At 68.7% G+C, this 23,612-nt stretch carries 24 protein-coding genes and 4 pseudogenes; 11 read left to right on the top strand and 17 right to left on the bottom strand.

Annotated features, from left to right (window positions below):
- Positions 1-140 precede the first annotated feature (140 nt).
- Together ABZ471_RS41400 and ABZ471_RS41395 are read left to right on the top strand one after the other, a co-directional pair.
- Positions 141-560, top strand: coding sequence for a hypothetical protein (locus tag ABZ471_RS41400; RefSeq protein ID WP_359074108.1), 420 nt, complete (start codon positions 141-143; stop codon positions 558-560).
- 505 nt (positions 561-1,065) lie between these two features.
- A complete protein-coding gene (locus ABZ471_RS41395; RefSeq protein WP_359074106.1) occupies positions 1,066-1,197 on the top strand; it encodes a hypothetical protein in 132 nt (43 codons plus the stop codon).
- Between the two features lie 31 nt (positions 1,198-1,228).
- Here the strand turns inward: ABZ471_RS41395 and ABZ471_RS41390 are convergent, their stop codons facing one another.
- The 4 genes from ABZ471_RS41390 to ABZ471_RS41375 form a co-directional block, all read right to left on the bottom strand.
- On the bottom strand, positions 1,229-2,635 hold the full coding sequence (locus ABZ471_RS41390) for an FAD-dependent monooxygenase (RefSeq protein ID WP_359074104.1): 1,407 nt from the start codon (positions 2,633-2,635) through the stop codon (positions 1,229-1,231).
- Positions 2,636-2,756: 121 nt separating this feature from the next.
- Positions 2,757-3,632 (bottom strand): geranyl diphosphate 2-C-methyltransferase, encoded by an 876-nt coding sequence (locus tag ABZ471_RS41385; RefSeq protein WP_359074102.1) that lies wholly within the window; start codon positions 3,630-3,632, stop codon positions 2,757-2,759.
- A 52-nt stretch (positions 3,633-3,684) separates the two neighbouring features.
- Positions 3,685-5,109, bottom strand: a complete 1,425-nt coding sequence (locus ABZ471_RS41380; RefSeq protein ID WP_359074111.1) for a family 2 encapsulin nanocompartment cargo protein terpene cyclase — start codon at positions 5,107-5,109, stop codon at positions 3,685-3,687.
- 116 nt (positions 5,110-5,225) lie between these two features.
- Entirely contained in the window at positions 5,226-6,659 is a 1,434-nt protein-coding gene (locus ABZ471_RS41375; RefSeq protein WP_359074100.1) for a family 2B encapsulin nanocompartment shell protein, read from the bottom strand.
- A gap of 660 nt (positions 6,660-7,319) precedes the next feature.
- Between ABZ471_RS41375 and ABZ471_RS41370 the strand changes: the two genes are divergently transcribed.
- The gene (locus tag ABZ471_RS41370; RefSeq protein WP_359074098.1) at positions 7,320-8,396 is read left to right on the top strand and encodes a class I SAM-dependent methyltransferase; all 1,077 of its coding nucleotides are present in this window, start codon (positions 7,320-7,322) and stop codon (positions 8,394-8,396) included.
- Here ABZ471_RS41370 and ABZ471_RS41365 read toward each other — a convergent pair.
- Positions 8,321-9,111, bottom strand: a pseudogene (locus tag ABZ471_RS41365) (alpha/beta fold hydrolase). The gene ABZ471_RS41370 and the pseudogene ABZ471_RS41365 sit on opposite strands and share 76 nt — an antisense overlap.
- Positions 9,112-9,494: 383 nt before the next feature.
- On the opposite strand from ABZ471_RS41365, the pseudogene ABZ471_RS41360 reads away from it, so the two are divergent.
- The 4 genes and pseudogenes from ABZ471_RS41360 to ABZ471_RS41345 form a co-directional block, all read left to right on the top strand.
- Positions 9,495-9,693, top strand: a pseudogene (locus tag ABZ471_RS41360) (IS5/IS1182 family transposase); the annotation flags it as partial.
- Positions 9,694-9,919: 226 nt separating this feature from the next.
- On the top strand, positions 9,920-11,059 hold the full coding sequence (locus tag ABZ471_RS41355; RefSeq protein WP_359074096.1) for a hypothetical protein: 1,140 nt from the start codon (positions 9,920-9,922) through the stop codon (positions 11,057-11,059).
- 90 nt (positions 11,060-11,149) lie between these two features.
- A pseudogene (locus ABZ471_RS41350) lies at positions 11,150-11,333 on the top strand (IS5/IS1182 family transposase); the annotation flags it as partial.
- A 274-nt stretch (positions 11,334-11,607) separates the two neighbouring features.
- Positions 11,608-12,127, top strand: a pseudogene (locus ABZ471_RS41345) (MBL fold metallo-hydrolase); the annotation flags it as partial.
- A 32-nt stretch (positions 12,128-12,159) separates the two neighbouring features.
- Here ABZ471_RS41345 and ABZ471_RS41340 read toward each other — a convergent pair.
- The 5 genes from ABZ471_RS41340 to ABZ471_RS41320 form a co-directional block, all read right to left on the bottom strand.
- Positions 12,160-13,227 (bottom strand): Na/Pi symporter, encoded by a 1,068-nt coding sequence (locus ABZ471_RS41340; RefSeq protein WP_359074110.1) that lies wholly within the window; start codon positions 13,225-13,227, stop codon positions 12,160-12,162.
- A 267-nt stretch (positions 13,228-13,494) separates the two neighbouring features.
- Positions 13,495-13,875: a transposase gene (locus ABZ471_RS41335; protein ID WP_359074094.1), complete on the bottom strand. Its 381-nt coding sequence runs from the start codon at positions 13,873-13,875 to the stop codon at positions 13,495-13,497.
- 151 nt (positions 13,876-14,026) lie between these two features.
- Entirely contained in the window at positions 14,027-14,566 is a 540-nt protein-coding gene (locus ABZ471_RS41330; RefSeq protein WP_359074092.1) for a GNAT family N-acetyltransferase, read from the bottom strand.
- A 325-nt stretch (positions 14,567-14,891) separates the two neighbouring features.
- On the bottom strand, positions 14,892-15,758 hold the full coding sequence (locus ABZ471_RS41325; RefSeq protein WP_359074091.1) for a GNAT family N-acetyltransferase: 867 nt from the start codon (positions 15,756-15,758) through the stop codon (positions 14,892-14,894).
- 58 nt (positions 15,759-15,816) lie between these two features.
- Entirely contained in the window at positions 15,817-15,975 is a 159-nt protein-coding gene (locus ABZ471_RS41320) for a hypothetical protein (RefSeq protein ID WP_359074090.1), read from the bottom strand.
- Between the two features lie 253 nt (positions 15,976-16,228).
- On the opposite strand from ABZ471_RS41320, the gene ABZ471_RS41315 reads away from it, so the two are divergent.
- The 3 genes from ABZ471_RS41315 to ABZ471_RS41305 all read left to right on the top strand — a co-directional run bounded on the left by ABZ471_RS41315 (position 16,229) and on the right by ABZ471_RS41305 (position 17,729).
- On the top strand, positions 16,229-16,738 hold the full coding sequence (locus ABZ471_RS41315) for a winged helix-turn-helix domain-containing protein (RefSeq protein ID WP_359074089.1): 510 nt from the start codon (positions 16,229-16,231) through the stop codon (positions 16,736-16,738).
- 114 nt (positions 16,739-16,852) lie between these two features.
- Positions 16,853-17,293 (top strand): transposase, encoded by a 441-nt coding sequence (locus ABZ471_RS41310; RefSeq protein WP_359074087.1) that lies wholly within the window; start codon positions 16,853-16,855, stop codon positions 17,291-17,293.
- Between the two features lie 73 nt (positions 17,294-17,366).
- On the top strand, positions 17,367-17,729 hold the full coding sequence (locus tag ABZ471_RS41305) for a hypothetical protein (RefSeq protein ID WP_359074086.1): 363 nt from the start codon (positions 17,367-17,369) through the stop codon (positions 17,727-17,729).
- A gap of 58 nt (positions 17,730-17,787) precedes the next feature.
- Here the strand turns inward: ABZ471_RS41305 and ABZ471_RS41300 are convergent, their stop codons facing one another.
- The 3 genes from ABZ471_RS41300 to ABZ471_RS41290 form a co-directional block, all read right to left on the bottom strand.
- Complete coding sequence (locus ABZ471_RS41300) at positions 17,788-18,612, bottom strand: methyltransferase domain-containing protein (protein ID WP_359074084.1); 825 nt, start codon at positions 18,610-18,612, stop codon at positions 17,788-17,790.
- Positions 18,613-18,784: 172 nt separating this feature from the next.
- Positions 18,785-19,102, bottom strand: a complete 318-nt coding sequence (locus ABZ471_RS41295) for a hypothetical protein (protein WP_359074082.1) — start codon at positions 19,100-19,102, stop codon at positions 18,785-18,787.
- Positions 19,103-19,419: 317 nt separating this feature from the next.
- Positions 19,420-19,983, bottom strand: a complete 564-nt coding sequence (locus ABZ471_RS41290) for a rhodanese-like domain-containing protein (protein WP_359074080.1) — start codon at positions 19,981-19,983, stop codon at positions 19,420-19,422.
- 81 nt (positions 19,984-20,064) lie between these two features.
- Here ABZ471_RS41290 and ABZ471_RS41285 point away from each other — a divergent pair, with 81 nt between their 5' ends.
- Positions 20,065-20,346 carry a metal-sensitive transcriptional regulator gene (locus ABZ471_RS41285; RefSeq protein ID WP_359074078.1) on the top strand — a complete coding sequence of 94 codons (282 nt, stop codon included), beginning with the start codon at positions 20,065-20,067 and terminating at the stop codon, positions 20,344-20,346.
- Positions 20,347-20,374: 28 nt separating this feature from the next.
- Here the strand turns inward: ABZ471_RS41285 and ABZ471_RS41280 are convergent, their stop codons facing one another.
- The 4 genes from ABZ471_RS41280 to ABZ471_RS41265 form a co-directional block, all read right to left on the bottom strand.
- Positions 20,375-21,124: a sulfite exporter TauE/SafE family protein gene (locus tag ABZ471_RS41280; RefSeq protein ID WP_359074076.1), complete on the bottom strand. Its 750-nt coding sequence runs from the start codon at positions 21,122-21,124 to the stop codon at positions 20,375-20,377.
- Positions 21,121-21,483, bottom strand: coding sequence for a rhodanese-like domain-containing protein (locus tag ABZ471_RS41275; RefSeq protein ID WP_359074075.1), 363 nt, complete (start codon positions 21,481-21,483; stop codon positions 21,121-21,123). Before ABZ471_RS41275 ends, ABZ471_RS41280 begins: the two co-directional genes overlap by 4 nt.
- Before the next feature lie 39 nt (positions 21,484-21,522).
- Positions 21,523-22,899, bottom strand: coding sequence for an MBL fold metallo-hydrolase (locus tag ABZ471_RS41270; protein WP_359074073.1), 1,377 nt, complete (start codon positions 22,897-22,899; stop codon positions 21,523-21,525).
- 425 nt (positions 22,900-23,324) lie between these two features.
- On the bottom strand, positions 23,325-23,612 hold a 288-nt coding region (locus ABZ471_RS41265; RefSeq protein ID WP_359074072.1), incomplete at its 5' end, for a zinc ribbon domain-containing protein.

Genomic DNA, 23,612 nt, shown 5'->3' with positions numbered 1-23,612 from the left:
GGGCCGGCTACCGCCTCCTCCGCCACCGCATCCTGCTCAGCTGACACTCCCGCGGGCCCAACGATCAACGGCTACGAAAATCTTGGAAGACCCGAACGTCTTACAGTCCCAACGCATGCGCAAGGAGGCCGCCGAGCCCTATGTGGTTGCCGATATTCAACCGCGCGCGGGGGGGTTCTGGCCTCCTGGTGTTCATTGTAGAGAACATCGGACCCACCATCGCACGCGACGTCGAGCTAAGCGTCACACCGCCCCTCCAGAGAGGCGAACGAAGCGACTGGGATGAGAAGACTGCTCGGGCTATCGCACGCAAGATTCCCCACCTGCCGCCGCGCCGGCGTCTGGAGTGGTACTTCTCCTTCGGCCCACGCTACTTCGAGACGACCGACTTCCCACAGCAGTACACGGTCACGGTCAGGTCGACGGGCCCTGGAGGGCCTGTCGAGCCTCTGACCTACGTGATTGATCTCGACGTGATCCAAGGTATGGCGCTGGATCGAGAGACGGTCGTTGCCAAGCTCGACCTGATCGCCAAGAACAACAGAGCGCTAGGTCAGTGATCATTTGGCACTCAACCAACGCCTGCGAGCAGACAGGAGACATGTCGGACAGAACCTCAGCGATCACGGCGTAGACCGTTCAAGAGGGAGGGCCGTGCCAGATCGTGCCGGGTACCACGGGGAACATCGGATACGAGTATCAGCGCGGCGCCGAGGGCCGAACAGCACGTCGACGCCCTGGACACCTACTGCAAGAACTGCCGTCACCCCTCCTCTGACGTCTCCGGATCCGACGGCGAAGCCCTCATCGACAACCGGCATCTCATCGGCGGGGACCAGACCGTCCGTGCGAAGCGCAAGCCGGCCCCGACCCCTCCCCCAGGGGCGAAGCTCGTCAAGGGCGGCACCTACAGCCGCTACGGCCTCAAGACGTACGTCGCCGGCGTCTCCCGCCCGCACATGTAAGCCCTGGTCGGCAACCAGGCGACTTTAACCAGGAGGCGTTACTAGCTTCCGCCGGATGAACACGACACCCTAGGACAAGCCCGGCCGTCACCGCGCCGGGGTGCGGCTCGCGCGCGAACTGGCCGGGCTGCGCCTGGTGGCCGCCGGGATGCTCGGTCTCGTCACCGCCGCCTTCGCGCTCAACCTCTCGTCGGCGAAGTCGCCCACACTCCCCCGCCATCCGTGTCCGTGACTCGAAGGGCAGGGAAGTCAAGACGCCACTCTCACCCGGTGCGCCGCCGCCTGGTTAGTGTTCGTCGCCTTCGCCGGGGAGTGACCGTCAGGACCTTCAGGGCCACCAAGGGATGGAACAGCAAGGCCGGTGAGGCCACCATGTTCACCACACGTACGAACTTCGCCCATACGGCCGCGTCCTTCACCGCAACGTGGAAGAGACGGGTGTTGTACCAGTGGGCGAAGCGCGCGGCGAGGGGCTGACGGTCCGGGGTCCACATCAGGTCTGAGTTGGTGGACAGCGTCCAGGGCCCCAGCAGCAGGCGGCCCAGCTTCTTCTGGAAGGCGCCGCCGAGGCCGTCCAGCCGGCCGGACGCTCGGTGTCGGTTCAGCATGCGCTGGAGCAGTTCCGCCTCCATCGCGGCCACGGTGAGGCCTTGGCCGTAGACGGGGTTGAAGACGCAGACGGCGTCGCCGACGGCTATGAGGCGATCCGGCCAGCCCTTGACCGCGTGGTAGAGCCGCCACTGGTTGTCGGCGTTGGTGTAGCGGCGGGTGGGCTCCTGGACGGTGCGCCGGCCGATCTGCTCGGCCAGTCGGGGGTTGTTCAGGGTCTCGGCGAAGGCCAGGTAACCCTTGTCGTCGGTCGGCGGCTGGTCCTGAAATCCGAACAACGAGCAGGTCCATCGATCGCGCTCGACGGCGAGCAGGACTCCGGCCCGGGGCACACTGGGAGCGAACAGCATCTGGTAGGCAACGTAGTAGTCCGGGTGGCCGGGGTGGCTCTCCTGGGGCCGGTCGAAGTTCATCGACGTGTAGGTGACTTTGGCCTTCACGGTCCGTTTGGGCGGCACGGTGATCCCTGCCGCGCCCAGCCAGTCCGTCAGGGAGCTGGACCGTCCGGAGGCGTCGACGACCAGGTCGGCGACCAGCTCGAACGGCTCCGAAGTCTGCGAGGACTGTGTGGATTCCGTGCTCTGCGACCTGCAGGTCACGCCACTCACCCGGCCCGAGAGGTCCCTGGTCAGGCCCATGCACTGGGTGGACGGCAGCAGCGTCACCTGGGGAAGGGCGAGCACCTTGCGCCGCAGGCGGCGTTCCAGCTCATCGCGGGTGAAGGTCTGGATCAGGACACCCGTACGGTGTCGTGGTGCGAGTCCGACGGGCAGCAGGAAGTCGATGCCCTCTCCGTAGTCGAAGACCGGCGCTCCCGCTTCGCGCAATTCCTCGCGTAGCCCTGGGAACAGCCGCTCGAGGATCTCCCCGCCCTTGGCCAGCATCGCGTGCGCGTGGTAGCCCTGCGGAGCGCCGGGATGAACGCCGGTGTCCTTGTCGACGGCGTCCCGTTCCACGAGGACAACCTCGTGGAAGAAGTCGGCCAGTACGCGTGCGGTCACCAGTCCCGCGTAGCTGCCGCCGATGACGATGGCCTTGTTCCAAGGGCGATCTGTGCTCATGTCGTCTCCCATCCACTCAAGTCAACGGCGCTGCCGAGGGCCCCGGTGCGGGGTTCGGGAAGCACCCGGGGAGCGCGTGCAGGCCCACGATCATGCGTCCGTGGGCCTGCACGCCGTAACGTCAGATCCGGTCGGCTGCGATGAGGAGGTAGTGGAAGCTGCCCTCCTTGTAGGCGGTCAGGAACGGGTCCTCGATGCCGGTGGCCACGGAGGACTTGGCGCGCAGTTCCCAGTAGGGGATGGTGTCCGGGGTCAGGTCGACGACCTGGATGGGGACGAGGTTGTTGGCGGCCAGTGCCTTGAAGTACTCGCTGCGCGGGTGGATGTTGCAGGTGTAGTGCTCGTCGATCCTGCTGACGGCCTTGGAGCGCATGCCGGTGACGTCGTTGGAGCAGCCGGTGATGCAGACGTAGCGTCCGCCGTACTCAAGGAGGCGGGAAAACTCGGCGAAGAGGTCGAAGAGGTCGACGTACATCGTCGTCTCGTTGGTCCAGATGGCGCGGCGGGAGCCGGTCTCCAGACGGGTGTCGAGCATGTTGCGGATATGGAAGCGGACCTTGTCAACCACCCCTCGCTGCTTCACCTGTCCGTTGGCGAAGTCGACTTGCTGTTCGGAGATGCTGACTCCGTCCACGTGGCAGCCGAAGCGCGCGTTGGCCATGAAGCTGGTGCCGCCACGGCCGGAACCGGCGTCCAGTAGATGGTCGTCCGGGGTGATGTCGCCGAGGTGGTCGAGGAGTACCTCGGCCTGCGCGGTCTCCAGGCGGTGCAGTTCCTCGATGACGCGCTGGTCGCGGGTCTCCGGCGGACCGGCAAGGAGCGAGGGGTCCCACTCGCCAAGGCCGTAGTGGTGGTGGTAGAGGCCGTCGACCTCGCCGAGCTTGATGTTGACGGGGTCCTTCTCCTTGTTCCAGTACTCTGCGACCGACTTCTGGTAGTCGGTGCGCAGGACATCGCGCATGGCGATGCTTTCCATCTGGGTGGAGATCTTGCCCATGGGGATTCCTTACGTGTGGCTCGGGTGGGGATGCGCAGAGGGACGCGCGGGCTCAGGCAGCCTGTGTGGTCTCGTGGTAGCGGCCGCTGCTCGCGTGCCACTCACGGCTGCCGCCGACCCAGGCCCAGGTGCCGGCGAGAAAGCGGCGCAGCTCCGGGGAGCCGCTCTGGGCGAGCGCAGCCGCCTCGGACTCGAAGGTGAGCATCAGCTCGTTGTGGATGTCGACGCTGCGGTCGACGGCCTCCTCCAGCGAGCAGCCGTCCTCGGCGGCGATCAGCCGGGGCAGGCTGAAGTCCGTCGGGTTCTCCTTGGCCATGGAGTAGAGGTCGTTGACGATCACGCTCGCGGTGCCCGCCATGGTGAACGCGCGCCGTACCCGGGGGTCGGAGAACTCGGCGTAGGGCACCTCGTATCCGGCGATCGCGTCGACGAGCACCATGCACGGCACGAAGCTGTTCTCATGCCGGTGCATCAGGAACTCCCAGACGGGTGGGACGTGGCCGGAGGCCTGCCAGTAACCCTCCTGGTTGTAGGCGACGAACATGATGCCCAGCTCGTGGCGGAGCCGACGTACCTGTGAGGTCGTCGCGTACGTGTGGAGGCCGCGCAGGCTGTCCCGGAGCGCTCGCATGACCGGGTCCGCCTGGACGACCTCCTCCAGCTGGGGGGCGTAGCCGATCGGGAGGTGGGCCTGGTCGATCACCGAGTGGGCGATGGCGAGCCGTTGGCCGAGCCGCTCCGGCTGTGCCTCCTCGACCTCGCCGTCCACGTAGTGGTCATCGACAGCCCACTCCGACAGCGCGCACTTGGCCGCCGCCAGCAGCCGGTCCGGGTCGTCGGACTCAGGGTGGGCGAGCATGATCAGCCGGCCGAAGTCGGCCCTGCGGATCTTGTCCAGCTGGCCCGGATAGATCCCGATCTCCTCGGCCCACTGCACCAGGCGCTCGGTGACGGTCTCACCCAGCGCGGGGTCGTCCCGCACAGCGGGCGGACAGTGCAGGCGGGGGCCGGGATCAGACGCCGGGGCCGGCGCCGCCGCCTCCCGGCGGGGATCGGGAGCGGTGCGCTCACGCGCGGTGGTGGGTGGCAGGCCGGACACGCACGCCATGCCGGTCCAGCGGCCTGCCGGCGAGGCGCCCGGGCCAGTGAGGCCAAGTGCTGCTGCGGACGCGCCCAGCCCGGTGGGGCCGTTCGGCAGTGCGGTAGGGCGCGGAGGCCCACTCGTGGGCTGCTGCGCGGCATCTGACGCATGCCCGGGCGCCAGTTGATGCCCAGCCGCCGCCGCGTTCCCACCCGCCGGCGGATGCACCGCCGTGGGCCGATGCGCGATCACCGGCGTTGGCAGCGGCAGCGCGCCCGTACGGTGCGCGGTACGGCCGGTTCGGGAGCGGTGCGAGGTGGCCGCCGCTCCCAAGGGAACGTGTGCTGCCGAGGTGCCGAGCCCGGTGGGGCCGGAGGGGAGTCGCGAGGGGAACATGGCGGACGGTGGGCGGGCCGGGGGCGACGTCCCGGCCGATAGCAGGGCCCGTACCAGGCCCGCCATGTCGTGGGCCGCGGCGGGTGCCGTGACCCGGGAGATCAACGACACTGTCGTCAGCTCCCGTTCGTGCGGGCGATCTCGACGTTCTCCAGAACGCCGAGGGCGTCGGGCACCAGGACGGCGGCCGAGTAGTACGTGCTGACCAGGTACGAGATGATCGCCTGCTCGTTGATGCCCATGAACCGCACGTTCAGGCCCGGCTCGACCTCGTCCGGGATCCCGGTCTGGTGGAGGCCGATGACGCCCTGGTCGTCCTCGCCGGTACGCATGGCAATGATGGACGTCGTGCCCTGCTGGCTGATCGGGATCTTGCCGCACGGCAGCAGCGGCACCCCGCGCCATGCGGGAATCTGGTTGCCGTTGAGATCGATGCTGCCGAAGTAGATGCCCCGCTTGTTGCACTGACGGCCGAACGCGGCGATGGCCTTGGGGTGGGCGAGGAAGCAGCGGGTCTTGCGGCGCATGCTGAGCAGCTCGTCCATGTCGTCCGGGGTCGGCGGGCCCGCATAGGTGGAGATCCGCTGGTCGAAGTCGGCGTTGTGGAGCAGGCCGAACTCCTGGTTGTTGATGAGCTCGTGCTCCTGCCGCTCGCGCAGCGCCTCGATGGTCAGCCGCAACTGCTGCTGCGTCTGGTTCATCGGCTCGTTGTAGAGGTCGGCGACCCTGCTGTGCACCCGCAGCACCGTCTGCGCCACGCTCAGCTCGTATTCCCGTGGCGCGAGTTCGTAGTCGGCGAAGGTCTGCGGCAGGGTCTCCTCGCCCACGTGCCCCGAGCTGAGCATGATCGCCGCCTCACCCGACCGGTTCAGCTTGCGGTGTCCGTTGGAACTGATCTGCTGAACGTGCGTACGCAGCGCCTCATGGCGGTCGGCGACCGCCTTGTAGGCCGTCAGCGGCAGCGCGAGAACTGTGGTGGCGGTCGTCGCGCGGGCCGTGAAGTCCCACTTCTTGGCCGGCCCGGCAAGCACCCGGCCGCCGAAGGTGTCCCCGTCGGCCAGTAGCCCGATCACGGCCTCTTCGCCGTACGGGCCCTCACCGAGCTTCTCGATTTTGCCGTGCGCGATCAGGTAGACGTGGTCGGCCTTGCGGCCCTCCTGCACGATGACCTGGCCGGCAGTGAACTCCTTCTGCACGAACTTGTCGGCCAGCGCGCCGAGCGCGTCACCGTCGGAAAAGCCGCGAAGCAGGGGCAGTTCACCAAGTTCGGCGGGGACCACCTGGACCTTGGAGCCGGTCTTCACGAAGGTCACGCGACCGTCGCCGACGGCGTAGGAGAGGCGGCGGTTGACCCGGTAGGTGGCTCCGGGCACGTTCACCCAGGGCAGGATGCGGGTCGCCCATCGGGAGCTGATTCCCTGCATCTGGGGTTCGGATTTGGTGGTGGTGGCGAGATTGCGCGCCGCCGCGGTGCTGAGGCTCTGCTGCTCCTGCTGCCGCTGGTCCGACTCCGGACCCGCCGCCGGCGCTGTCACTGTGTCGAGGGACATGGCTCTGCCTCGTCTTCCATGGCACGTAGAGGCGCGACGACCTGCTGTCGTCACGCTGCGTAAACAGAAGTAGCAGAGTGGCACTTACGTTGAGTAAGCAATCCGGACGGCGCGCGATGCAGGAGGCATTTCGCAACTGCGCCCCTCGCGCGCCCCCCGTGGACATCACGCCTGGTCGAACGATTCCGCAGGTCAACCAGGGGATGACTGCGCAGGGAGGAATCCCCGGAAGACGACGCGTACTCAGAGTGACCGGCGTGGCGGCCGTACACCGCGCCGTGCCGACTGGGGCGGCGGAGTCTGCACTTTTCAGCGAAGTCCCGGCCGCTGGTGCGGCCAGGACTGGCTTTCACGTCAGTCCGCGAAGGCTCTGTCCAGCACCGGCCGCCTTGCCGATCGATCCGGACAGGAGGTGCCGGTAGACCTTGAACGTGACATCAACGCTCTTGTGCCCCGTCCACTCGGCGACATCCGTGAGCAGAAGGACTCACCGATCACGCGCTCGGTGAGTCTTTTGAGGTGAGGCAAGGCAGTGAGAGGAGACGAAGCCCTCTCGCTGGTCGAGATGGAATGGAGAACCGGGGCTCTCGGGGAGTAATCGTCAAGACCCGCGGATCGGGCGGGTGCCCACTCCGAAGCCGATGGGGGGATCGTAGTGGCATGAAAGAGCAGCGGTTCGACGTGTGGGCGGCCGGGGCCACGTACGAGCGGTACATGGGTCGGTGGAGTCGTCTCGCGGCGGAGGAGTTCGCGACGTGGCTCAACTGTGCTGACAACCTACGGTGGTTGGACGTGGGATGCGGTACTGGTGTGCTGTCGGCAGTGGTGACCGCCCGGTGCCGGCCCCGAATGGTGGTGGGTATCGACCGGTCCGAGGGGTTCGTTGGCTCAGCCCGGGCTGCAGTTCCCCTCTCGACGCACTGCATCGTGGCAGACGCAATGTCCCTTCCGGTACGCGACGAAACGTGGGACGTCGCGGTCAGCGGTCTGACACTGAATTTCCTTCCTGAGCCCACCGCGGCAGTGGCCGAGATGGCACGGGTGGTCCGGACAGGCGGCCTGGTGGCAGCATATGTGTGGGACTACGCCGAAGGCATGGGCTTCCTGCGCCGATTCTGGGACGCGGCCATCGAGACGGACCCGTCCGCAGTCGCGCTGGACGAGGGCCGTCGGTTCGCTGTATGCCGTCCGGAACGGTTGTCCAAGGTGTGGGCTGACGCGGGACTCGTCGACGTGTCCACTGCCCCGATCGAGGTGCCCACGGTCTTCGCCGACTTCGCCGACCTGTGGGAGCCCTTCCTGGCGGGGCAGGGCCCCGCACCCGGCTACGTAGCCTCGCTCACCCCAGCCGACCGTGACCAGGTACGTGACGCGCTCAGCGCCGCTGTCCCCAGGAGGCTGGACGGTTCCATTGCGCTGACCGCCCGGGCCTGGGCTGTGAGCGGTCGGAGGGCAGTCCACTCAGGGGCGAGCTGCGCCCCCGCGGCGCCTGAAGAGGCTGGAGGAGCCCTGGGTGATCACCGGCTACCGGGCGATCATCGACCCGGCAGCCTTGGGGCGCGGGGTGGAGGTGGCCAGAACGCTCATGGTCGGTCCCGGATACTGTCGCGGTGCGCGGCAGGTATCCCGGGGAGGGCGGCCGAGTACCGGCTGCGGCGTTCTTACGGCGTGTGCGGGGCGGTGGTGAGGAAGTCCAGGACGAGGGGACTGACGTGGGAACGGAACTCCTCGAAGTAGGCGTGCCGGGCTTCGGGAACCAGGTGTAGCCGGGCGCCGGGGATGCGGCCGGCGAGCAGGGGTGCGTTGGCGGTGGGATTGAGCAGGTCGTCGCTCCCGTGGACTACCAGGGTGGGTGCGCTGATGTGAGGCAGAAGATCCCAGGCGTTGTGCCGGTTGCTGGCCGCAAGGTGGTGGCGCCGGGCGTGAGCAGGCATGCCGGGGTCGCCGAGGGTGTGGTGCGGCCGGGATGGGAGGCGAGCCATCGGGGCGTGTACATCAGCTCCAGCAGGGCCTGTCGCGCGGCTCCAGGCTGAGGTTGCGCCAAGGCTCGGCGGACGTCGTTGCCGCGCTCGACGCTGTGCGGGCCGCCGGGTGAGGTGCAGCCGAGAACCAGGGCGCCCACCCGGTGCGGATGGCGGGCCGCGAGCTGCTGGGCCACCCGTCCGCCCATGGACGTGCCGTAGACGTCGGCCCGGTCGATGCCGAGTTCGTCCAGGACAGCGATGACGTCCTGGGCGAACAGTTCGGTGCTGTAGGGGGTGTCGGGCTTGTCACTGTCGCCGGTGCCGCGGTAGTCCAGCGTGAGGGTGCTGCGAGCCAGATGGAAGTCGGCGCGAACCGCGTCCCACCAGTGGTGGTTGTTGGCCTGGCCCGCCAGCAGAACCAGCGGCGCCCCCTGACCCTGCAGCTGGTAGGCGATGCGAGCTCCGTCCGGTGTCATCGCGTGCGTCATCGGCTTCCTCGCTCCCGTGTCGGCCGGCAGAGTAACCCGTATGGGTCCCGGGCCTGAGCAGGCGGTGCAGCCGGGGGCGACCCCATGGTGTCGCCACGCTCCACGGTCGGACAGCGCGCGGCTGCGCACTCGGTCCCGCGCATGACGCTTCGTGCCGGACAGTCCGCTCACCCATCGCGCACGTACGGAGCCCGCGTCGTGGAGAGCAAAGGTGCAGCTGGTGGCCAGGCGGGCGTACTTGGCATGCTTGCCGGGCGGCGGTCTGTGCCGGACGCGGGTGAATGCCACGGGAACGGCGTCCGGAGCAGCGCCGGCTTCAGCACATTCTGGCCGGGAGGGTTTCGCCGAGGTCGGTGTGCTGCCAGGTGGGCTCCGGTGCTGGCCACCGGCTCCTACGAGGCAGCCGGGGCGGCAGGCCGCCCCGGCTTCGACCGCGAGACCTACAAGCAGCGCAACACCGTCGAACGGTGCATCAATCGCCTCAAGCAGTGGCGAGGCATCGCCACCCGCTACGAGAAGACCGCCACTATCTACCTCGCCGGACTCCCTATCGCAGGCATCTTCCTCTGGTCCGCCCGGTGATCCAAGCGAAACCGCCTAGTAGGCCGGGTCCGCAACTCGGAGCCGCCTACAAAACCTGGTACAACCCTGAGCCGGCCAAACGTGTCCTCGTAGGTGCAGGCGATGCACCTGGGGCTCGCCAGCGCGTCCCTGGTGCTTGCCGTGCCGGGGGGAGGTTTGAAGGGGAGACATGATCAGGCGAGTCCGGCTAGGTCCGGTGTATGCAGCAACTACTGCCGTGTTGGGTGTGGGACTGCTCCTGGGTGCGCCGGCGACGCGCGGGCCCGGGTCGGCGGACGTGGGGCTCCTGCCCGCAGCAAGTGCCCTGCTCCAGGCCAAGAGCGCGGGGGACGAGGACCGGCTGACGCTCGACCGTCTGGACCAGGACGGCGGCGAGCTCATGCACGTGGGGTCGACGTTCCACGTGCATGCCGGGTTCACCTACCACGGCGAGCAGGCACTTCGACAGGTGCGGGTCTCTGTCACTCTGTCCGAAGGACTCTCGTTCACGACGGAGTACAGCAACTGCGAGTACGGCACCGCTGTACATCGCCCGGAGATCAAGACGTTCCACACCGTGTTGTGCCTGATCGACATGCGGGTCGAGCCCGGAGAGTCCCTCGACCTGGCGCCCATCGCCCTGAAAGTGGGCGAGTCTGCGCTCTGGGAGCACGTGGACGTGGCGGATGCGACCAGCATGGCCTGGTCGGGCGCCAAGTGGCAGGACCGCCATCGGGGTCGGGGCAAGAAGCTGACCCTCGTAAAGCGGACCGGAGGCGTGCCTCCCGCCGCCCGCAAGACCGAAGGCATGTCGAACGGCCGGGTGGACGTGCCCGTGGACAACGCGTGGGATCTCGAGGTGACGGGAGCCGCGGTCAAGGGCAAGAAGGGCGACACGGTCACGGCCGACCTGGCCCTGGACTTCCACGGTGCCGATGTTGAGGCCCAACGGAGCGTCGAGAACGACGACCCATTCGCCAATGTCGAGGTGCGGCTCCCCGAAGGCGTGACGGTGGTTAGCGCTCCGAAGGACTGCTGGCGCTCCACCAAGGAGCCAACGCCCTACCTGTGCGGCTACGGCCTGAAAACCAACGGCTTCGACGTACCGGTGCTCCGGGACGGGTTCCACAAGGCCTTTCCCTTCAAGCTGCGGATCGACAACCCGTCCAAACTCACCCGCGGCAGGATCCGTATGGACGCACCGGCGAAGCGGCTGCGGGACGACGCCGACCCCAGCAACAGCACCGCTCCCATCACCATCGAGGCCGTCGGCGGATCCGGCGGCTCGGGCCGGACGGCATGGGGCGTCGCCGCAGGCGCCGGAGCCCTGGCCCTGACCGGGCTCCTCACCGTTGCCCTCGTCCGCGCATGTCGACGCACGCGCTGACGCCCCCGTGCGATCCGCGACCATCTGCACAAGCGCGGAATCCGCGCGGCGATCCCGGTTCCGGCCGACCAACGAGGCCACCGACTGCGCCGCGGCAGCCGAGGCGGCAGACCACCGGCCTTCGACCGCGAGACCTACAAGCAGCGCAACCGTAGAGCGGTGCATCAACCGCCTCAAGCTATGGCGGGGCATCGCCACCCGCTACGAGAAGACAGCCACCATCTACCTGGCCGGGCTCCACATCGCAGGCATCTTCCTCTGGTCCGCCAGATGATCCAAACGAAACCACCCAGGCCTGCGCTGCACGTTGGACACGTAAGCGCGTGTATGAACATCCCCCCGCGGATATACCCGCCAGGCCCCGTACGGCGCAGTAGCGCAGTGCGGGGCCTCGCGGTGTCCGGGCAAGGCACCAGAGGCGCACGCGCAGGTGAGCACGGCGCGACGCGATATCGGGCAAGTCTCCAATTCCCCTACCGGCATTCCTACCAACTCCCCTACCGGCACCGGGCGGAGGGCGCGCAGAGTTTCGCCTGGTCAGCACTCATGTTATCGACGCGGCACATGACGCCGACGCCCTTGCTGAGGCGGTCGGGGACCGCCGTCTGACGGCCGTCGTGTGCACCCACGCCCACAACGACCACATCGACGCGGCGCCTGCCCTGGCCGACCGCACGGGCGCCACGATCTGGCTGCATCGTGACGACCTGCGCTGTGGAGGCTGCCCCACCCCGACCGTGACCCTGACGCCCATCTGGCCGACGGCCGGGTCATCGAGGCGGCCGGTGTCGACCTCCCGGGGCTGCAGACCCCGGGCTAGGCGTCAGGTGCGGTCTGCCTCTACGACCTGCCCTGGCCGCGGTGTTCACCGGCGACACCCTCTTCCAGACGGAGCCAGCGCGACCTGGCGCTCGTACTCCCACTTCCCGACGGTCATCGACTCCTTCCGCGACCACCTGCTCGGCCTCCCACCGGAGACGAGGATCCCTCCTCACGGGTCACGGCGATCCGACCATGGTGGGTGCGGAGGCCGCTCATCTGGACGAGTGGATCACCCTAGGGCACTGAGCCCTGACGGGTTCCGCCGTCGGACGCCGTACTCAGAGCACGCCCACCAGCACGATGATCAGGGCGGGCAGTGCGATGAAGACGGTGCCGAGGTAGACGGCGAGGACCCACCGGTGCTCGGAGGCGATGCGGGCGAGGCTCTCGGCGCAGAACAGCGGCACCGGGCGCAGGAGCGGTATCACGTAGATCACGACGATCGCGAAGAGGTTGTAGATCAGATGCACGAAGGCTGCCTGCAGGCCGATCTTCGCGTCCTGTCCGACGCCTGCGAACGCCGCGAAGACCACCGTGAACGTTGTGCCGAGGTTGGAGCCGACGACGACGGGATACACCTGCGCCGGTGTCAGGATGCCTGCTCCGGCGAAGGGGACCAGCACGGACGTGGTGATGGTCGAGGACTGGGTGACGACGGTTACTCCCATGCCTGAGGCCATGGCGAGGTAGGCGTTGCGGCCGACGGCCTTGATCAGAATGTCGCGGGCCCTGCCAACCATGAGCAGCTTGAGCAGCTTTCCCAGGTAGCGGACGGCGACCAGGATCAGCGCGGCGCCGATCACGATGGTGAACAGCGGACCGAGTGTGCTGCTGACCTGCGAGGTCGCGTGGATCACTCCGTGTTCCACCGGTCTGGTGGCCGCCCGGATGATGTTGAAGTGGGCCGGGTTGGGCAACCAGTCCGTGCCGTACAGCGCATTGGTCAACGTCCCGCTGATGTGTTTCAGCGGATGCCAGATCAGCTCAATCGGGAAGAAGATCAGCAGCGCGAGCCAGTTGTAGAAGTCATGGACGGTCGAGGCGCCCAGCGCCCTGCGGAACTCTGTGCGGTCGCCGATGAAGGTCAGTGCGACCAGGCTCGTCGTCACGGTGGTGCCGACGTTCGCGCCCAGAATGATGGGGATCGCGCCCTGGATGGGCAACGCGCCCGACCCTACGGCGGTGACAGCGATGGCCGTCGTCGTGGTCGACGACTGGATCAGGACCGTACCGAGAACGCTGACGCTCAGCCCGACCCACGGGTGCGCGGCGAAGGCGAACATGGTGTGCGCCGCGTCGCTGCCCAGCCCCGCAAAGCCGCGGCTGATGATGCTCACGGCACAGATCAGCAGGTAGATCAGCCCAGCGACACCGCACCAGCCGAGGGCTTTGGTTCATGCAGGGAGCTGGATGGCTCCGACGCCGCTCTCGGCCGCGGGGGCCGTGAGCGCCGAGCCGCCGGAAGGGGTTCGCCCGGAGACGTCACCCTTTTGGTGGCTGTTGTCCGGCCCGCTGTCGGATGTGGCTTCCGCCATGAACCAAGGGGCTACGAGCTCCTGACGAGGGGCGCGCGTGGCTGAGCGCCGTACGTCTGCAACGGACGGCTGGTGCCGTCAGCGACTGCGGCTTCTCCTGGCCCGACGCCAGGTGGCCATGGTCGGGCTCGCCGGCCGGGGCCCATTGCGGGCCCAGGCCGCATGTTGGTGGGCCCGCACGATCGTGGAGTCCACCGACACCGCCCAAGCCAGGTCCTCGTCGGCGTCTGCCTGGGCCATCAGCGCGGTGAACACCCGCTCCCACGTGCCGTCGACGGCCCACATCCGCAGCCGGTTGTAGACGCCGCCCCGCCAGTTTCCGTACTTCTCCGGCAGGTGCACCCACTGCGTTCCGGTCTGGAACTTGAAAGCGATCGCGTCGATCACCTCCCGGTGATCCCTCCAGCGGCCACCCGCACCGGCGTCCGGTCCGGGAGCAACGGCCCGATCCGCGCCCACTGCGCATCAGTCAACGACACACCGGACCAACGATCCGATGATCTAAACGAAACGCCCTAGAGGTGATGCCCGGCAAGCGCGCGGGCAGGTCGCGGTTGCAGGCCGCTCGCGCGTGGATGGGCGGGTGCTCCCCGGCGGTTCCGTCACGAACTCAACTGGACGCCGTGACCGGGGACCACATGCCGAGCCACTGCTCGGCGCCCCATGCCTCGAACCGCTCTACCTCGGTGAACCCCAGCTTCACCGCGAGACGCATCGAGCCGACGTTGGCGGTCTGAGTGGTGAGCACCACCGGCTCGCCAGGAAGGACGCCGTCGAACCAGCCGAGTGCCGCCGCGCACGCCTCGGCGGCGTACCCGAATCCCCACGCCCGCGGCAGGAACAGGTAGCCGAGGTCGGCCTTCCCCACGGCAGCCGGGCGACGGTGCCCGGTTGCCCTCCTGAGCAGGATCTGGCCGATCATCACCCCGTCGAGATCAACGACGAAACTCCCGGGCCACCGCTCGGGCACCTCAGGCATCTCGCGCTCAAGCTCGTCACGCGGGCGGGGACCGCCGAGGTAGGTGTTCACCTCTGGCGAGGCGAGCAGCTCGATGAACGCCGCACGGTCCCGCGCCTCGGGCTCACGGAGCACGAGCCGCTCGGTCCTGATCGGCTCAGGCGGCCAAGCCGCGAGTCCCAGATCTTCCATCCGCGCACGCTAACAGACGGTCAAACCAACCGAACGGGAAACGCTTAGCTCCCTGACCTACGACGCTTACCGATTTCGGCGCTTCGAGGTGGTTGGCCGGTTTATACGGCTGACGGACGGTCACTTGCGCAGTACGTCGTTGGTATGCGCTATGCGGATGACGGGTGGAACCGCCCTCGTCGGCCGGACTCCCTCGGAGTTGGAGCAGCGGATGTTCGATCGAGTCGAGAGCAGAGCACCTCGTACGGCGGCCGCACGAGGCTCTGCCGCGCACGCCCGCCGTACGAGGTGTGCCGCATGGTGAGAAGGTCCGAAGACCCCGACGTCAAACCTTCCGGATCCGGTCGGCGATCTCCTGCCTCGCCGCGAACCCGGCCGCCTTGTACGTCGCGACGCCGCCGACATTAGAGCTCGGCGTGCACACGCGCACGCTTGACGAGCCCATCTCCCGCAGTGCGGCCGCCCCGGCGACGGTGATCGCCCGGCCAAAGCCGCGGCCGCGGTGGTCCGCATGGACGCCCATCGGCTCGACCAGTCCCGGCTTCCCCGGGCCGGCCGACCAGACCGTCACCACCGCCGCGGGGTTCCCCTGGTCGTCGTAAGCGCCCAGGCATCGGGCGTCGGCGTAGAACGGTCCCGCGGACATCTCGTGCCGGTACTCGCGCGTGGGCCTCGTGGTGTTGAACGCGGACCGCAGGACGTCGGCGAAGTCCTGTGCCTGCTCCAGGCCGATCGCCTTGATCCACACGCCGGGGTCCTCCACCGCTTCGGCGAGGTCGCGGAAGAGCGGCGTCCACGGCTCGTCGACACCCCAGCCCTCCTTGGTCAACAGGTCGTGGAGCAGCAGGCCCTGCGGCGCCTCGATGGACACCGCTCCTTCCGGCAGCACGCCGCGCTCAGGCAGCGAAAAGTCCTCGACGAGCCGCCGCGCCAAGTCCTCGTCCTGGAAAGCGTCGGGAGCGACCGTCATCCGCATCACCGTCGGCGAATCCAGCATCCCGACAGCGAGGATCCGTCCGTTCCGGCTCCAGGTCCGGACCACCGCGGCCGTCTCGGCCGTTCCGAACCGGTAGTTCCAGCCGATGTCCCCGGGATGCAGCTGCATCGGCGCTACGTCGTGCTGCCACTCCCGCAGCGCCGCAATAGCCTCACTCACCCCGTCGGCCGTCGGCGTACTCAGCACAATCGTCATAGCCGGGATCTGACACCCCCCTTTCGGTGGCGTGCAACCGATTAACTGACCAAGCGCTTCAGGGTGATGGTGGCGGGAGGTCGATGGCGAGTCCGGTCCCGGCGAGGAAGCCGTCGAGGACGTCGGGGCGGTACTGGAGGCGCTTGAGTCGTTTGCGCACGAGCGCGGCGAGTAGGTCGAGGGCAACGCAGGCGAGGTTCGCGGGGCTGTGTTTCACGTGGGCCCACAGGTACTCGACCGCGTTCAGCTCGGGTGCGCAGGCGGGCAGTCAGTAGAGGTACATCGAGCGGATCATCCGCTGCAGCAAGGGCTCCGCCATGACTCGCACGCGAGGACGTGATGGAGCACATGCACGTCCATCTCCCCCGCGTGTTCGAGAGCGCCGCCCGCGGCGAAGCTACTGAACTTGATTGGGTGATGTCGGCGCCGTTCGCCTGACGGCGGCCGCTCAGCTCCGGTAGCTCTGGAACGTGAGATACGCGCAGGGCGGCGGGTTGACCGACGCTGGGAGGGCGGCTCGGGAGCGGATCCGTCTGCAGGCCGTTGAATGCTTCGAGCGCGGGGAGAGTAACCGGGAGATTGTTGCCGGTCTGCGAGTTGGCGAGCGATCGGTGGAGCGGTGGCGCCGCCAGTGGCGCGAGCGCGGCAAGGCTGGAGTCCTGTCGAAGGGTTCACCCGGGCGGCCGAGGCTCAGCGAGAAGCAGAGCGTCAAGCTGGAGCGGGAGTTGGAGCGCGGCCCTCTGGTCCACGGCTGGGTTGATCAGCGGTCGACCCTGGCCCGGGTGAAGACGCTGATCGGCCGGCTGTTCCACGTGAGCTACACGGTCGAGGGGACGTGGCGACTGCTCAAGCGGCACGGCTGGTCGTGGCAGCAACCGACCCGCCGTGCGATCGAGCGTGACGACGATGCGGTGGACCTGTGGAAGAAGGAGGGCTGGCCGCGGGTAAGAGCATCGCGGCGGCTCGCGACGGATGGATAGTTTTCGAGGACGAGGCCAGTCAGTCGCTGACGCCGCCGCGAGCCAGGTCCTGGGGCCGTCGGGGGCTGGACCGCGGTGGTCCGAGTGCGCGGCCGGGGCTCGGGCCGGGTATCGATGGCAGGCATAACCTGCTACAAGCCCGGCGAACGATCGCGGCTCTTCTACTCCGTCCGCGAGTACACCGGACGCAAGGACCAGCCCAAGGGCTTCGGCTGGCGAGACTTCCGCGACCTGCTGATCCGCTCCCGCATCCAGCTCGGCGGCCCGATCGTCCTGGTCTGGGACAACGTCCGCTTGCACCTGACCAAGCCCCTGCGGGAGTTCATCGAAGCGAACGGGGAGTGGCTCACGGTCTTCCAACTGCCCACCTACGCGCCCGACCTGAACCCGCAAGAAGGCATCTGGTCGCTGGTCAAGCGCGACATCGGCAACCTCGCCGCCGCCGACCTCAGCCAGATCACCCGCGCCGTGAAGCGCAAGCTCAAGATGCTGCAGTACCGGCCGGAGGTCATCGACGGCTGCCTCGCTGGCACCGGCCTGGCCCTGGACGCGTGAACACAATGGCTGGCCGATCGGCGATTGGCCGGCACGGTCAAGCCAAAAGTTGCTGGTCAGATACGGTGACGGAATGACCGAGAGCCTGCCTGCCGACGTAGCCGACGTGCTCGCGGCAGTCCTGAACACGGACAATCCGGTTCATGTCGCGCTCCGAAGGCAGGTTCCGCACCTCAGCGTGCGAGCGCGCTGCACATGCGGGTGCGGAACCGCCTACTTCGAACTCGACACCAGCGAGGCGGAGCCCGCACCCACTGGCCCCAGCACTGTCGTGGCGGCCGAAGCGCAGCTCGTCACCGAGGCTGGCGAGTGCCCCGGTGAGGTCCTGGTCTTCACGCAGGGCGGCTACCTGTCGTGGCTGGAAGTCTGTTCATGGAGCGACGACGTCGAGGTGACACTGGTCGCCGCGCGTCGCTGGCTGCAGACACGCTCTTGATCTCGAACGGCCAGAGTCCAGCGGTCTCCGCGACACCACCGACATCACGAGTTCAAGTTCAGTAGTGCAGCTGTGCTGTTGCGATGTGGACCTTGAAAGCGCAGGGGACGGTCCCCTCCGCTGTCGTCATATCGCGCACTCCGGCAAAGAAGGCATCACGCAGGTGCTCCACAGCCGCCCCATCAAGCCGACCAAGATCATAAAGGCTGGAGACAGCAGCCCATACCTGTTCCACCGGACCGCTCAGATCGATGGGAACAGTCCTCCAGTCCACCGCGGCGAAGCCTGCCGGGGCGAGAACTTCATCGAGCCCGTTGCGACTGCGTGTCCTTCTGTCGCCCAACGCCGGGATGCGCTGCGAGGCAGGCACCTCCTCAATCGTGCCCCGCAACAGCCCGAGAAACCGGTCATAGGCCTCGCCGCCGACGGCCCCGCCTCCCAACACACATGCCAGGACCCCTCCTGGAGACAGGACTCGGGCTACCTCGGCTGCGACTTGCTCGATCTCACCCATCAGCATCAGCGCCATATGGGAAACGCAGGCGTCGAAACTGTCGTCGGCGAAGGGGAGTGCCTGAGCCCGCCCCTCTTCCAGCCTGGCCCCGGAGAGCGCCGGCCGACGTCGTGCCAGCGCCAGAGATTGCGGAGACAGGTCCACCCCCGCGAGCTGCCTTTCGTTTCCTTGGGCCAGAAACTCAAGCAGTAGGCCGTCACCGCAGCCGAGGTCCAGTACGCGTTGGCGTCCAGCCACCCGCTCGCACAAGAGCTCATAGCTGGACCGGCCGTCTGGAGCGCGACCGCGGCCGAACGCTTCTGCGGTCACCGCCGGGCGCTCAGCGTGGAACGCCTGCAGAAATGCTTCTTGCGATGCAGTAGTCGTCACTCATCCAACCTACGGCGCAGGCCAGCCCACGACTGTCCTTAATCCGGAAGAGTCCGATGAACCACTGGAGAAGCATGATGAAGACCGTCGCGTCCCGGCGCGGGCCAACCACCGGAGAAACACCCTCCATGCCCATACCAGACGTTGCGATCCAGCCACGACCCGAGCCGCTTCAAAGGCCCTCATGGGATGTCGTGGCTCGCGGAATCACGCTGCGCCACGGAATGACCGCCAGGGCAGTCGAGAGGGTGACGGCTCCCGCGGTCAGAGCGGTCGCTGTGAGGCCGTCGACGAACGCCTGTCGTGCAGCCGCGGACGGTGGAAGTACGGCGGTCGGGGTGGCCGCCGAGGGCAGGGCACCCAGGCGGTCGGTGACGACCGTGCTGAGGACAGAGCCCTGGACGGCGACGCCGAGGGCGGCTCCGACCTGGCGGGTGGCGTCGTTCACCGCCGATCCCAGTCCGGCGCGGGACGGCGGGACCGCACGCATGACGGTCTCCGCGCCGGCGGTCGCGACCAGTTCCGGCGCCCAGTCCGGAGAGGACTTCGAAGAGCAGCAGGTGTCCGTAGCCGGAGGTCGCACGGGTGCGGGCCAGAGCGGCGAATGCGGTGGCGACGAGGGAGAGTCCAGCCGCGATCGATGTCCGTTCACCGTGGCGGGCCAGTAGCCGCGGCGCTGCGAGCGAGCCCGCCGCGAGGGCCGCCGCCAGGGGCAGCCCGCGTACGCCAGCCTGCCAGGGGGTGTAGCCCAGGACCCCTTGCAGGTAGACGGCCGTGTACGGCAGGTCCACTGGTGTGCTGGCGAAGTCAGCTGGTCGGAGCTGCGAGGGTGGCGTCGAGGTCAGCGGCCTTGGGCTGGTTGTGGGGGAGTTTGGCGAGGATCTTGGCCATGCCGCAGGTGTTGGTGAGGGCGGAGAAGACCAGTCCGCCGGCGACGCCCGCGGACAGCAGGCGGGTCTTGGGCCAGCGTCGGGCGGCGAGTAGTCCGGTCAGGACGAGGGATCCGGCGGCGAGGCGGACCTGTCGGTCCATGGCCCAGGGGGTGTGGGTGCCGGCGGGGCGGTGGGTGTCGTGGCCGAGCTGGGTCCAGGCGGTGGTGCCGCCGGTGAGGGTGGCAGCGTTGATCCCCTGATCGGCCAGGCGCTCGCAGGCGGTCGCGGAGCGGGCGCCGGAGGCGCACACGACGAGGAGGTCGCTGCGGTCGGCGGCGGTCTTCAGGGCGTGCAGGGCCGCATCGAGGTGGTCGAGGGGGATGTTGTGGGCGCCGGGCAGGTGGCCGGAGGCGTACTCGCCGGGGGTGCGCACGTCGATGACGGTCAGCTCGTGGAGGCGGGCGTTGGCCTGGTCGGGGTTGAGGGTGGTGGGTGCCACAGGGGGATTTTCCTTTGCTCGGGTGGGGTTACCCCTTCGGTAGGATACCCGAGGGGGTATCTCGACGAGGGAGTGTGGGTTGTGGAACTGGCGATGGCGGCTGAGGAACTGAAGACGGTGGTCAACCGGCTGCGCCGGGCACAGGGCCAGATCGCCGGTGTGATCAAGATGATCGAGGAGGGGCGGGACTGCGAGGACGTGGTCACGCAGCTCGCGGCGGCGTCCCGGGCTCTGGACAAGGCGGGGTTTGCGATCATCGCCACCGGTCTGCAGCACTGCCTGACCGATGCGGACATGGCCGCTTCCGGTGACCGGGATCAGATGCGTGCCCGTCTGGAGAAGCTATTCCTTTCGCTGGCATGACCGGCACCCGGCCCCTCGCGGGCCGGGATCAGGTGAGGGCGTCGGTGAACATGAAGGCGGCCACGGCCAGCAGGACGACGGCGAAGGCGAGTTGCAGCAGGGTGCCGGTGACCTTGGCGGCCAGGCGTTTGCCGTCCCAGGCGCCGAGGATCGCGGCGCCGGCGAAGGGGCCGACGACCGCCCAGTGGATGCCGGCGGTGGTGGCGCCGCGGGTGGCCAGGGAGGCGAGCGAGTTCGCGGAGATGACCAGCAGGCTGGTGCCGACGGCAGCCTGCATCTCGAACGCCAGAACGGTGACCAGGGCGGGGACGGCGAGGAAGCCTCCGCCGACGCCGAGCAGCCCGGTCAGCGCCCCCAGGCCTGCTCCGGTCCCGGCGGCCTTCGCCAGCCGCACCGTCGCGGTGCGGTCGCCGCCGGTCTGGTCGGGCCGCAGCATCTTCACTGCGGCGAGGGCCGCGACGGCAGCGAACGCGGCGGTCAGCAGCGATTGCGGCAGGCGGGTTGCGGCGGCGCCGGCTGCGGCGGCGGGCAGGAGCCCGGCCGCGGCGAACAGGGCGCCGGCTTTCCAGCGGACGTTGCCGGTGCGGGCGTGGGCGTACAGGGCGGTGAGCGAGGTGGCGGTGACGATGATCAGGCTGGCGGTGGCGGCGGCGGCCGGGGTGAAGCCGAGCAGGTAGATCAGGGCGGGCACCGCCAGGACGCTGCCGCCACCGCCGAGGGCGCCGAGCGCGAGCCCGACCACTGCCCCGGCGACAAGGGCCAGGATCAGCGCGCTCACGCTATGACACCGCCGCTGCCGCCCTCACCGGTGACCGGCAGGCCCTCACGGGCCCAGGCGGTCATGCCGCCGGTGACGTCGGTGGCCTCGACACCACGTCCGGCCAGCAGCCTGGCGGCCTGCTGGGAGCGGCGCCCGGAGCGGCAGATCGTGACCACCGGCTTGCCCTGCGCGACTGCCGGGAGCGTTGCCCCGGCCATGAGGCGGGAAAGCGGCAGGTGCAGCGCGTCGGGCGCATGCCCGGCTTTCCACTCCGGTGTTTCGCGGACGTCCAGCAGCACGGCCTTGCCGTCGCTGGTCTGCTGCCGGGCCTGCTGGGGGGTGAGGCGGCCGGGGCCGCGGCGAAGAAACGAGAACATCGTGGATCACTCCGTGCAGGGGTGTGCGGGTGGGGCGTGTCAGTCGGTGCTGTCGGGACGGATGAGGGTCAGTCCCGCCTCGGTGGCGGCTTCGAAGCCGTCGTCGACGGCGACCACGTCACGGCCTGCGGCATCCAGCAGGGACGCGGCGATCGCCGCGCGCATCCCGCCGGCGCAGTGCACCCACACCGTCCCGTCCGGCACCTCGCCGATGCGTCCGTGCAGCTCGTGGATCGGGATGTGGACCGAGCCATCGATGAAGCCGCCCGCGCGCTCGGAATCCCGCCTCACGTCCAGCACCACCACCTGCTCCCCGCGCTCGCGCACCTGGGCGAGGTCGGCGAAGCGGGCACGGGGGAAGGAGGCGAGCTGCTCGCCGGCGCGGACCCAGCCGGTCGGGTCACCCGTGGCGGCGGCGGCCGGGCGGTCGATACCGACCCGGGCCAGCTCCCGCTGCGCGCCGGCGACCTGTTCGGGCGTCTCGGCCAGCAGGGTGACGGGCTTGCCCCAGGGGATCAGCCAGGCCAGGTAGGTGGCGAGCTTGCCCTGGCCCTCGAAGTTGAACGAGCCGGCCACGTGCCCCTCTGCGAAGGCCATGCGGCTGCGCAGGTCCACCACCCACTCACCCGCGGCCAGCAGGGAGGCGATCTCCTCGCCGTCCGCACGCCTGGGCGGGGTGAGGTCGACCGGTGCCGGGCCGGCGGCGTTGGCCGGGCCCATGTGCGCGTAGTACGCGGGCACATCGTCCAGCCCGGCGAGCATCTCGGCGACGAAGGTGTCCACGTCCAGGGTCAGCGCGTCGTTGGTCTTGCGCTCCTGGCCGATCGTGGTCGCATCCCCTTCGGCCTGCGAGGAGGAGCAGAAGCTGCCGAATCCGTGGGTGGGCAGCACCGGGACCTCGTCGTCCAGCTCGTCGGCCAGGCGGTGGGCAGAGGCGTGCTGGGCGCGGGCCAACTGCTCGGTCAGCCTTGGTTCGACCAGGTCCGGACGGCCCACCGTACCGATCAGCAGCGACCCGCCGGTGAACGCCGCCACACCGCGCCCGCACTCGGCAAGGGCATAGGAGGTGTGGTGCGGGGTGTGCCCCGGCGTGGCTAGCGCCCGCAGCACCAGGCCCTCGTCCACCGTCACGGTGTCGCCGTCGGCGACGGGGGTGCGGGCGAAGGACACGTGTGCCCCGGCCGGCACCAGGTAATCGGCACCGGTGATGCGGGCCAGCTCCAGGCCGCCGGTGACGTAGTCGTTGTGCACGTGGGTCTCGGCGACGAAAGCGATGCGCACGCCGCGCCGGGCTGCTGCGGCAATGACCTGATCGATGTCGCGCGGCGGGTCGATGACCACCGCGGCACTGGAGCCGCCGGCCAGGTAGCTGCGGTTGCCCAGGCCCTCGAATTCCAGGGTGTCGACGAAGAACACGACTGCGACTCCTCTTGAACGGTGTACCCCGGGGGGTATCGGACGCCCACCCTAACAGGAGTACCCCGGGGGGTATTCCTGTGGACGGAAAGCACCCCGCTCCGGCATCGCCTTGCCCCGTGCAGATACCCGGTGGGGTATAGAGGAACCAGTCGTTCCGAACCATCCGGGGTCCCCAAGTGAAGCGGTGAGTGCGGCGAACGCCCAGTGCCGGCCAGCCGCGGCCAGGCGGCTGTTCTTGATCCGGCGGTGGCTGACGCGGCGGCTTTTGCCGGATTCCCTCGAGCACGCGGCCGGCGCCCGCCGGGATGGACAGGGCCAGAAGGAGCTGGCGCGCCGGCCAGGTGAAACAGGGCTCGGATGGCGCCCGGTGTTCTTGGACGGCCTTGACTGCTCTCCTCCCTGAAGGGCGGGAGATTCGTGGCTCAGGCTGCCTGCCGAGGCGGCACCTCAGCGGGTCTTGCGCCGTCGGCACCAGCCGGGTTCAGACCTGCCCGGACGAGCATCACGCGGGCGGAGTTCTTGTCCCTGGGGGACACGGCTCCGCACACGGTGCAGGCATACGTTCGCGTCGAAAGAGGCAGTGCGTGCTTGGTTCTCGCTCCGCACGTTGCGCAGTCCATCGTGGTGTGCACGGGATGGATCAGATGCACGGTCCGGCCGTGCTTGCGGGCCATCTCCACCAGCGCCCGCTTCGCGGCTGCTGAGGAACC

The sequence above is a fragment of the Streptomyces sp. NPDC005728 genome (assembly GCF_040630895.1).
Taxonomy (GTDB): domain Bacteria; phylum Actinomycetota; class Actinomycetes; order Streptomycetales; family Streptomycetaceae; genus Streptomyces.
The sequence above is the reverse complement of the archived record's forward strand: the minus strand, read 5'-3'. Positions and strand labels throughout refer to the sequence as shown.

Bases quoted from the DNA above. Each gene is read 5' to 3' on its own strand.
- ABZ471_RS41305 (WP_359074086.1), top strand. From the start codon at position 17,367: ATGACCGAGAGCCTGCCTGCCGACGTAGCCGACGTGCTCGCGGCAGTC.
- ABZ471_RS41325 (WP_359074091.1), bottom strand. From the start codon at position 15,758: ATGACGATTGTGCTGAGTACGCCGACGGCCGACGGGGTGAGTGAGGCT.
- ABZ471_RS41310 (WP_359074087.1), top strand. From the start codon at position 16,853: ATGGCAGGCATAACCTGCTACAAGCCCGGCGAACGATCGCGGCTCTTC.
- ABZ471_RS41375 (WP_359074100.1), bottom strand. From the start codon at position 6,659: ATGTCCCTCGACACAGTGACAGCGCCGGCGGCGGGTCCGGAGTCGGAC.
- ABZ471_RS41380 (WP_359074111.1), bottom strand. From the start codon at position 5,109: ATGTTCCCCTCGCGACTCCCCTCCGGCCCCACCGGGCTCGGCACCTCG.
- ABZ471_RS41275 (WP_359074075.1), bottom strand. From the start codon at position 21,483: ATGTTCTCGTTTCTTCGCCGCGGCCCCGGCCGCCTCACCCCCCAGCAG.
- ABZ471_RS41400 (WP_359074108.1), top strand. From the start codon at position 141: ATGTGGTTGCCGATATTCAACCGCGCGCGGGGGGGTTCTGGCCTCCTG.
- ABZ471_RS41385 (WP_359074102.1), bottom strand. From the start codon at position 3,632: ATGGGCAAGATCTCCACCCAGATGGAAAGCATCGCCATGCGCGATGTC.
- ABZ471_RS41370 (WP_359074098.1), top strand. From the start codon at position 7,320: ATGAAAGAGCAGCGGTTCGACGTGTGGGCGGCCGGGGCCACGTACGAG.
- ABZ471_RS41330 (WP_359074092.1), bottom strand. From the start codon at position 14,566: ATGGAAGATCTGGGACTCGCGGCTTGGCCGCCTGAGCCGATCAGGACC.
- ABZ471_RS41295 (WP_359074082.1), bottom strand. From the start codon at position 19,102: ATGCGTGCGGTCCCGCCGTCCCGCGCCGGACTGGGATCGGCGGTGAAC.
- ABZ471_RS41390 (WP_359074104.1), bottom strand. From the start codon at position 2,635: ATGAGCACAGATCGCCCTTGGAACAAGGCCATCGTCATCGGCGGCAGC.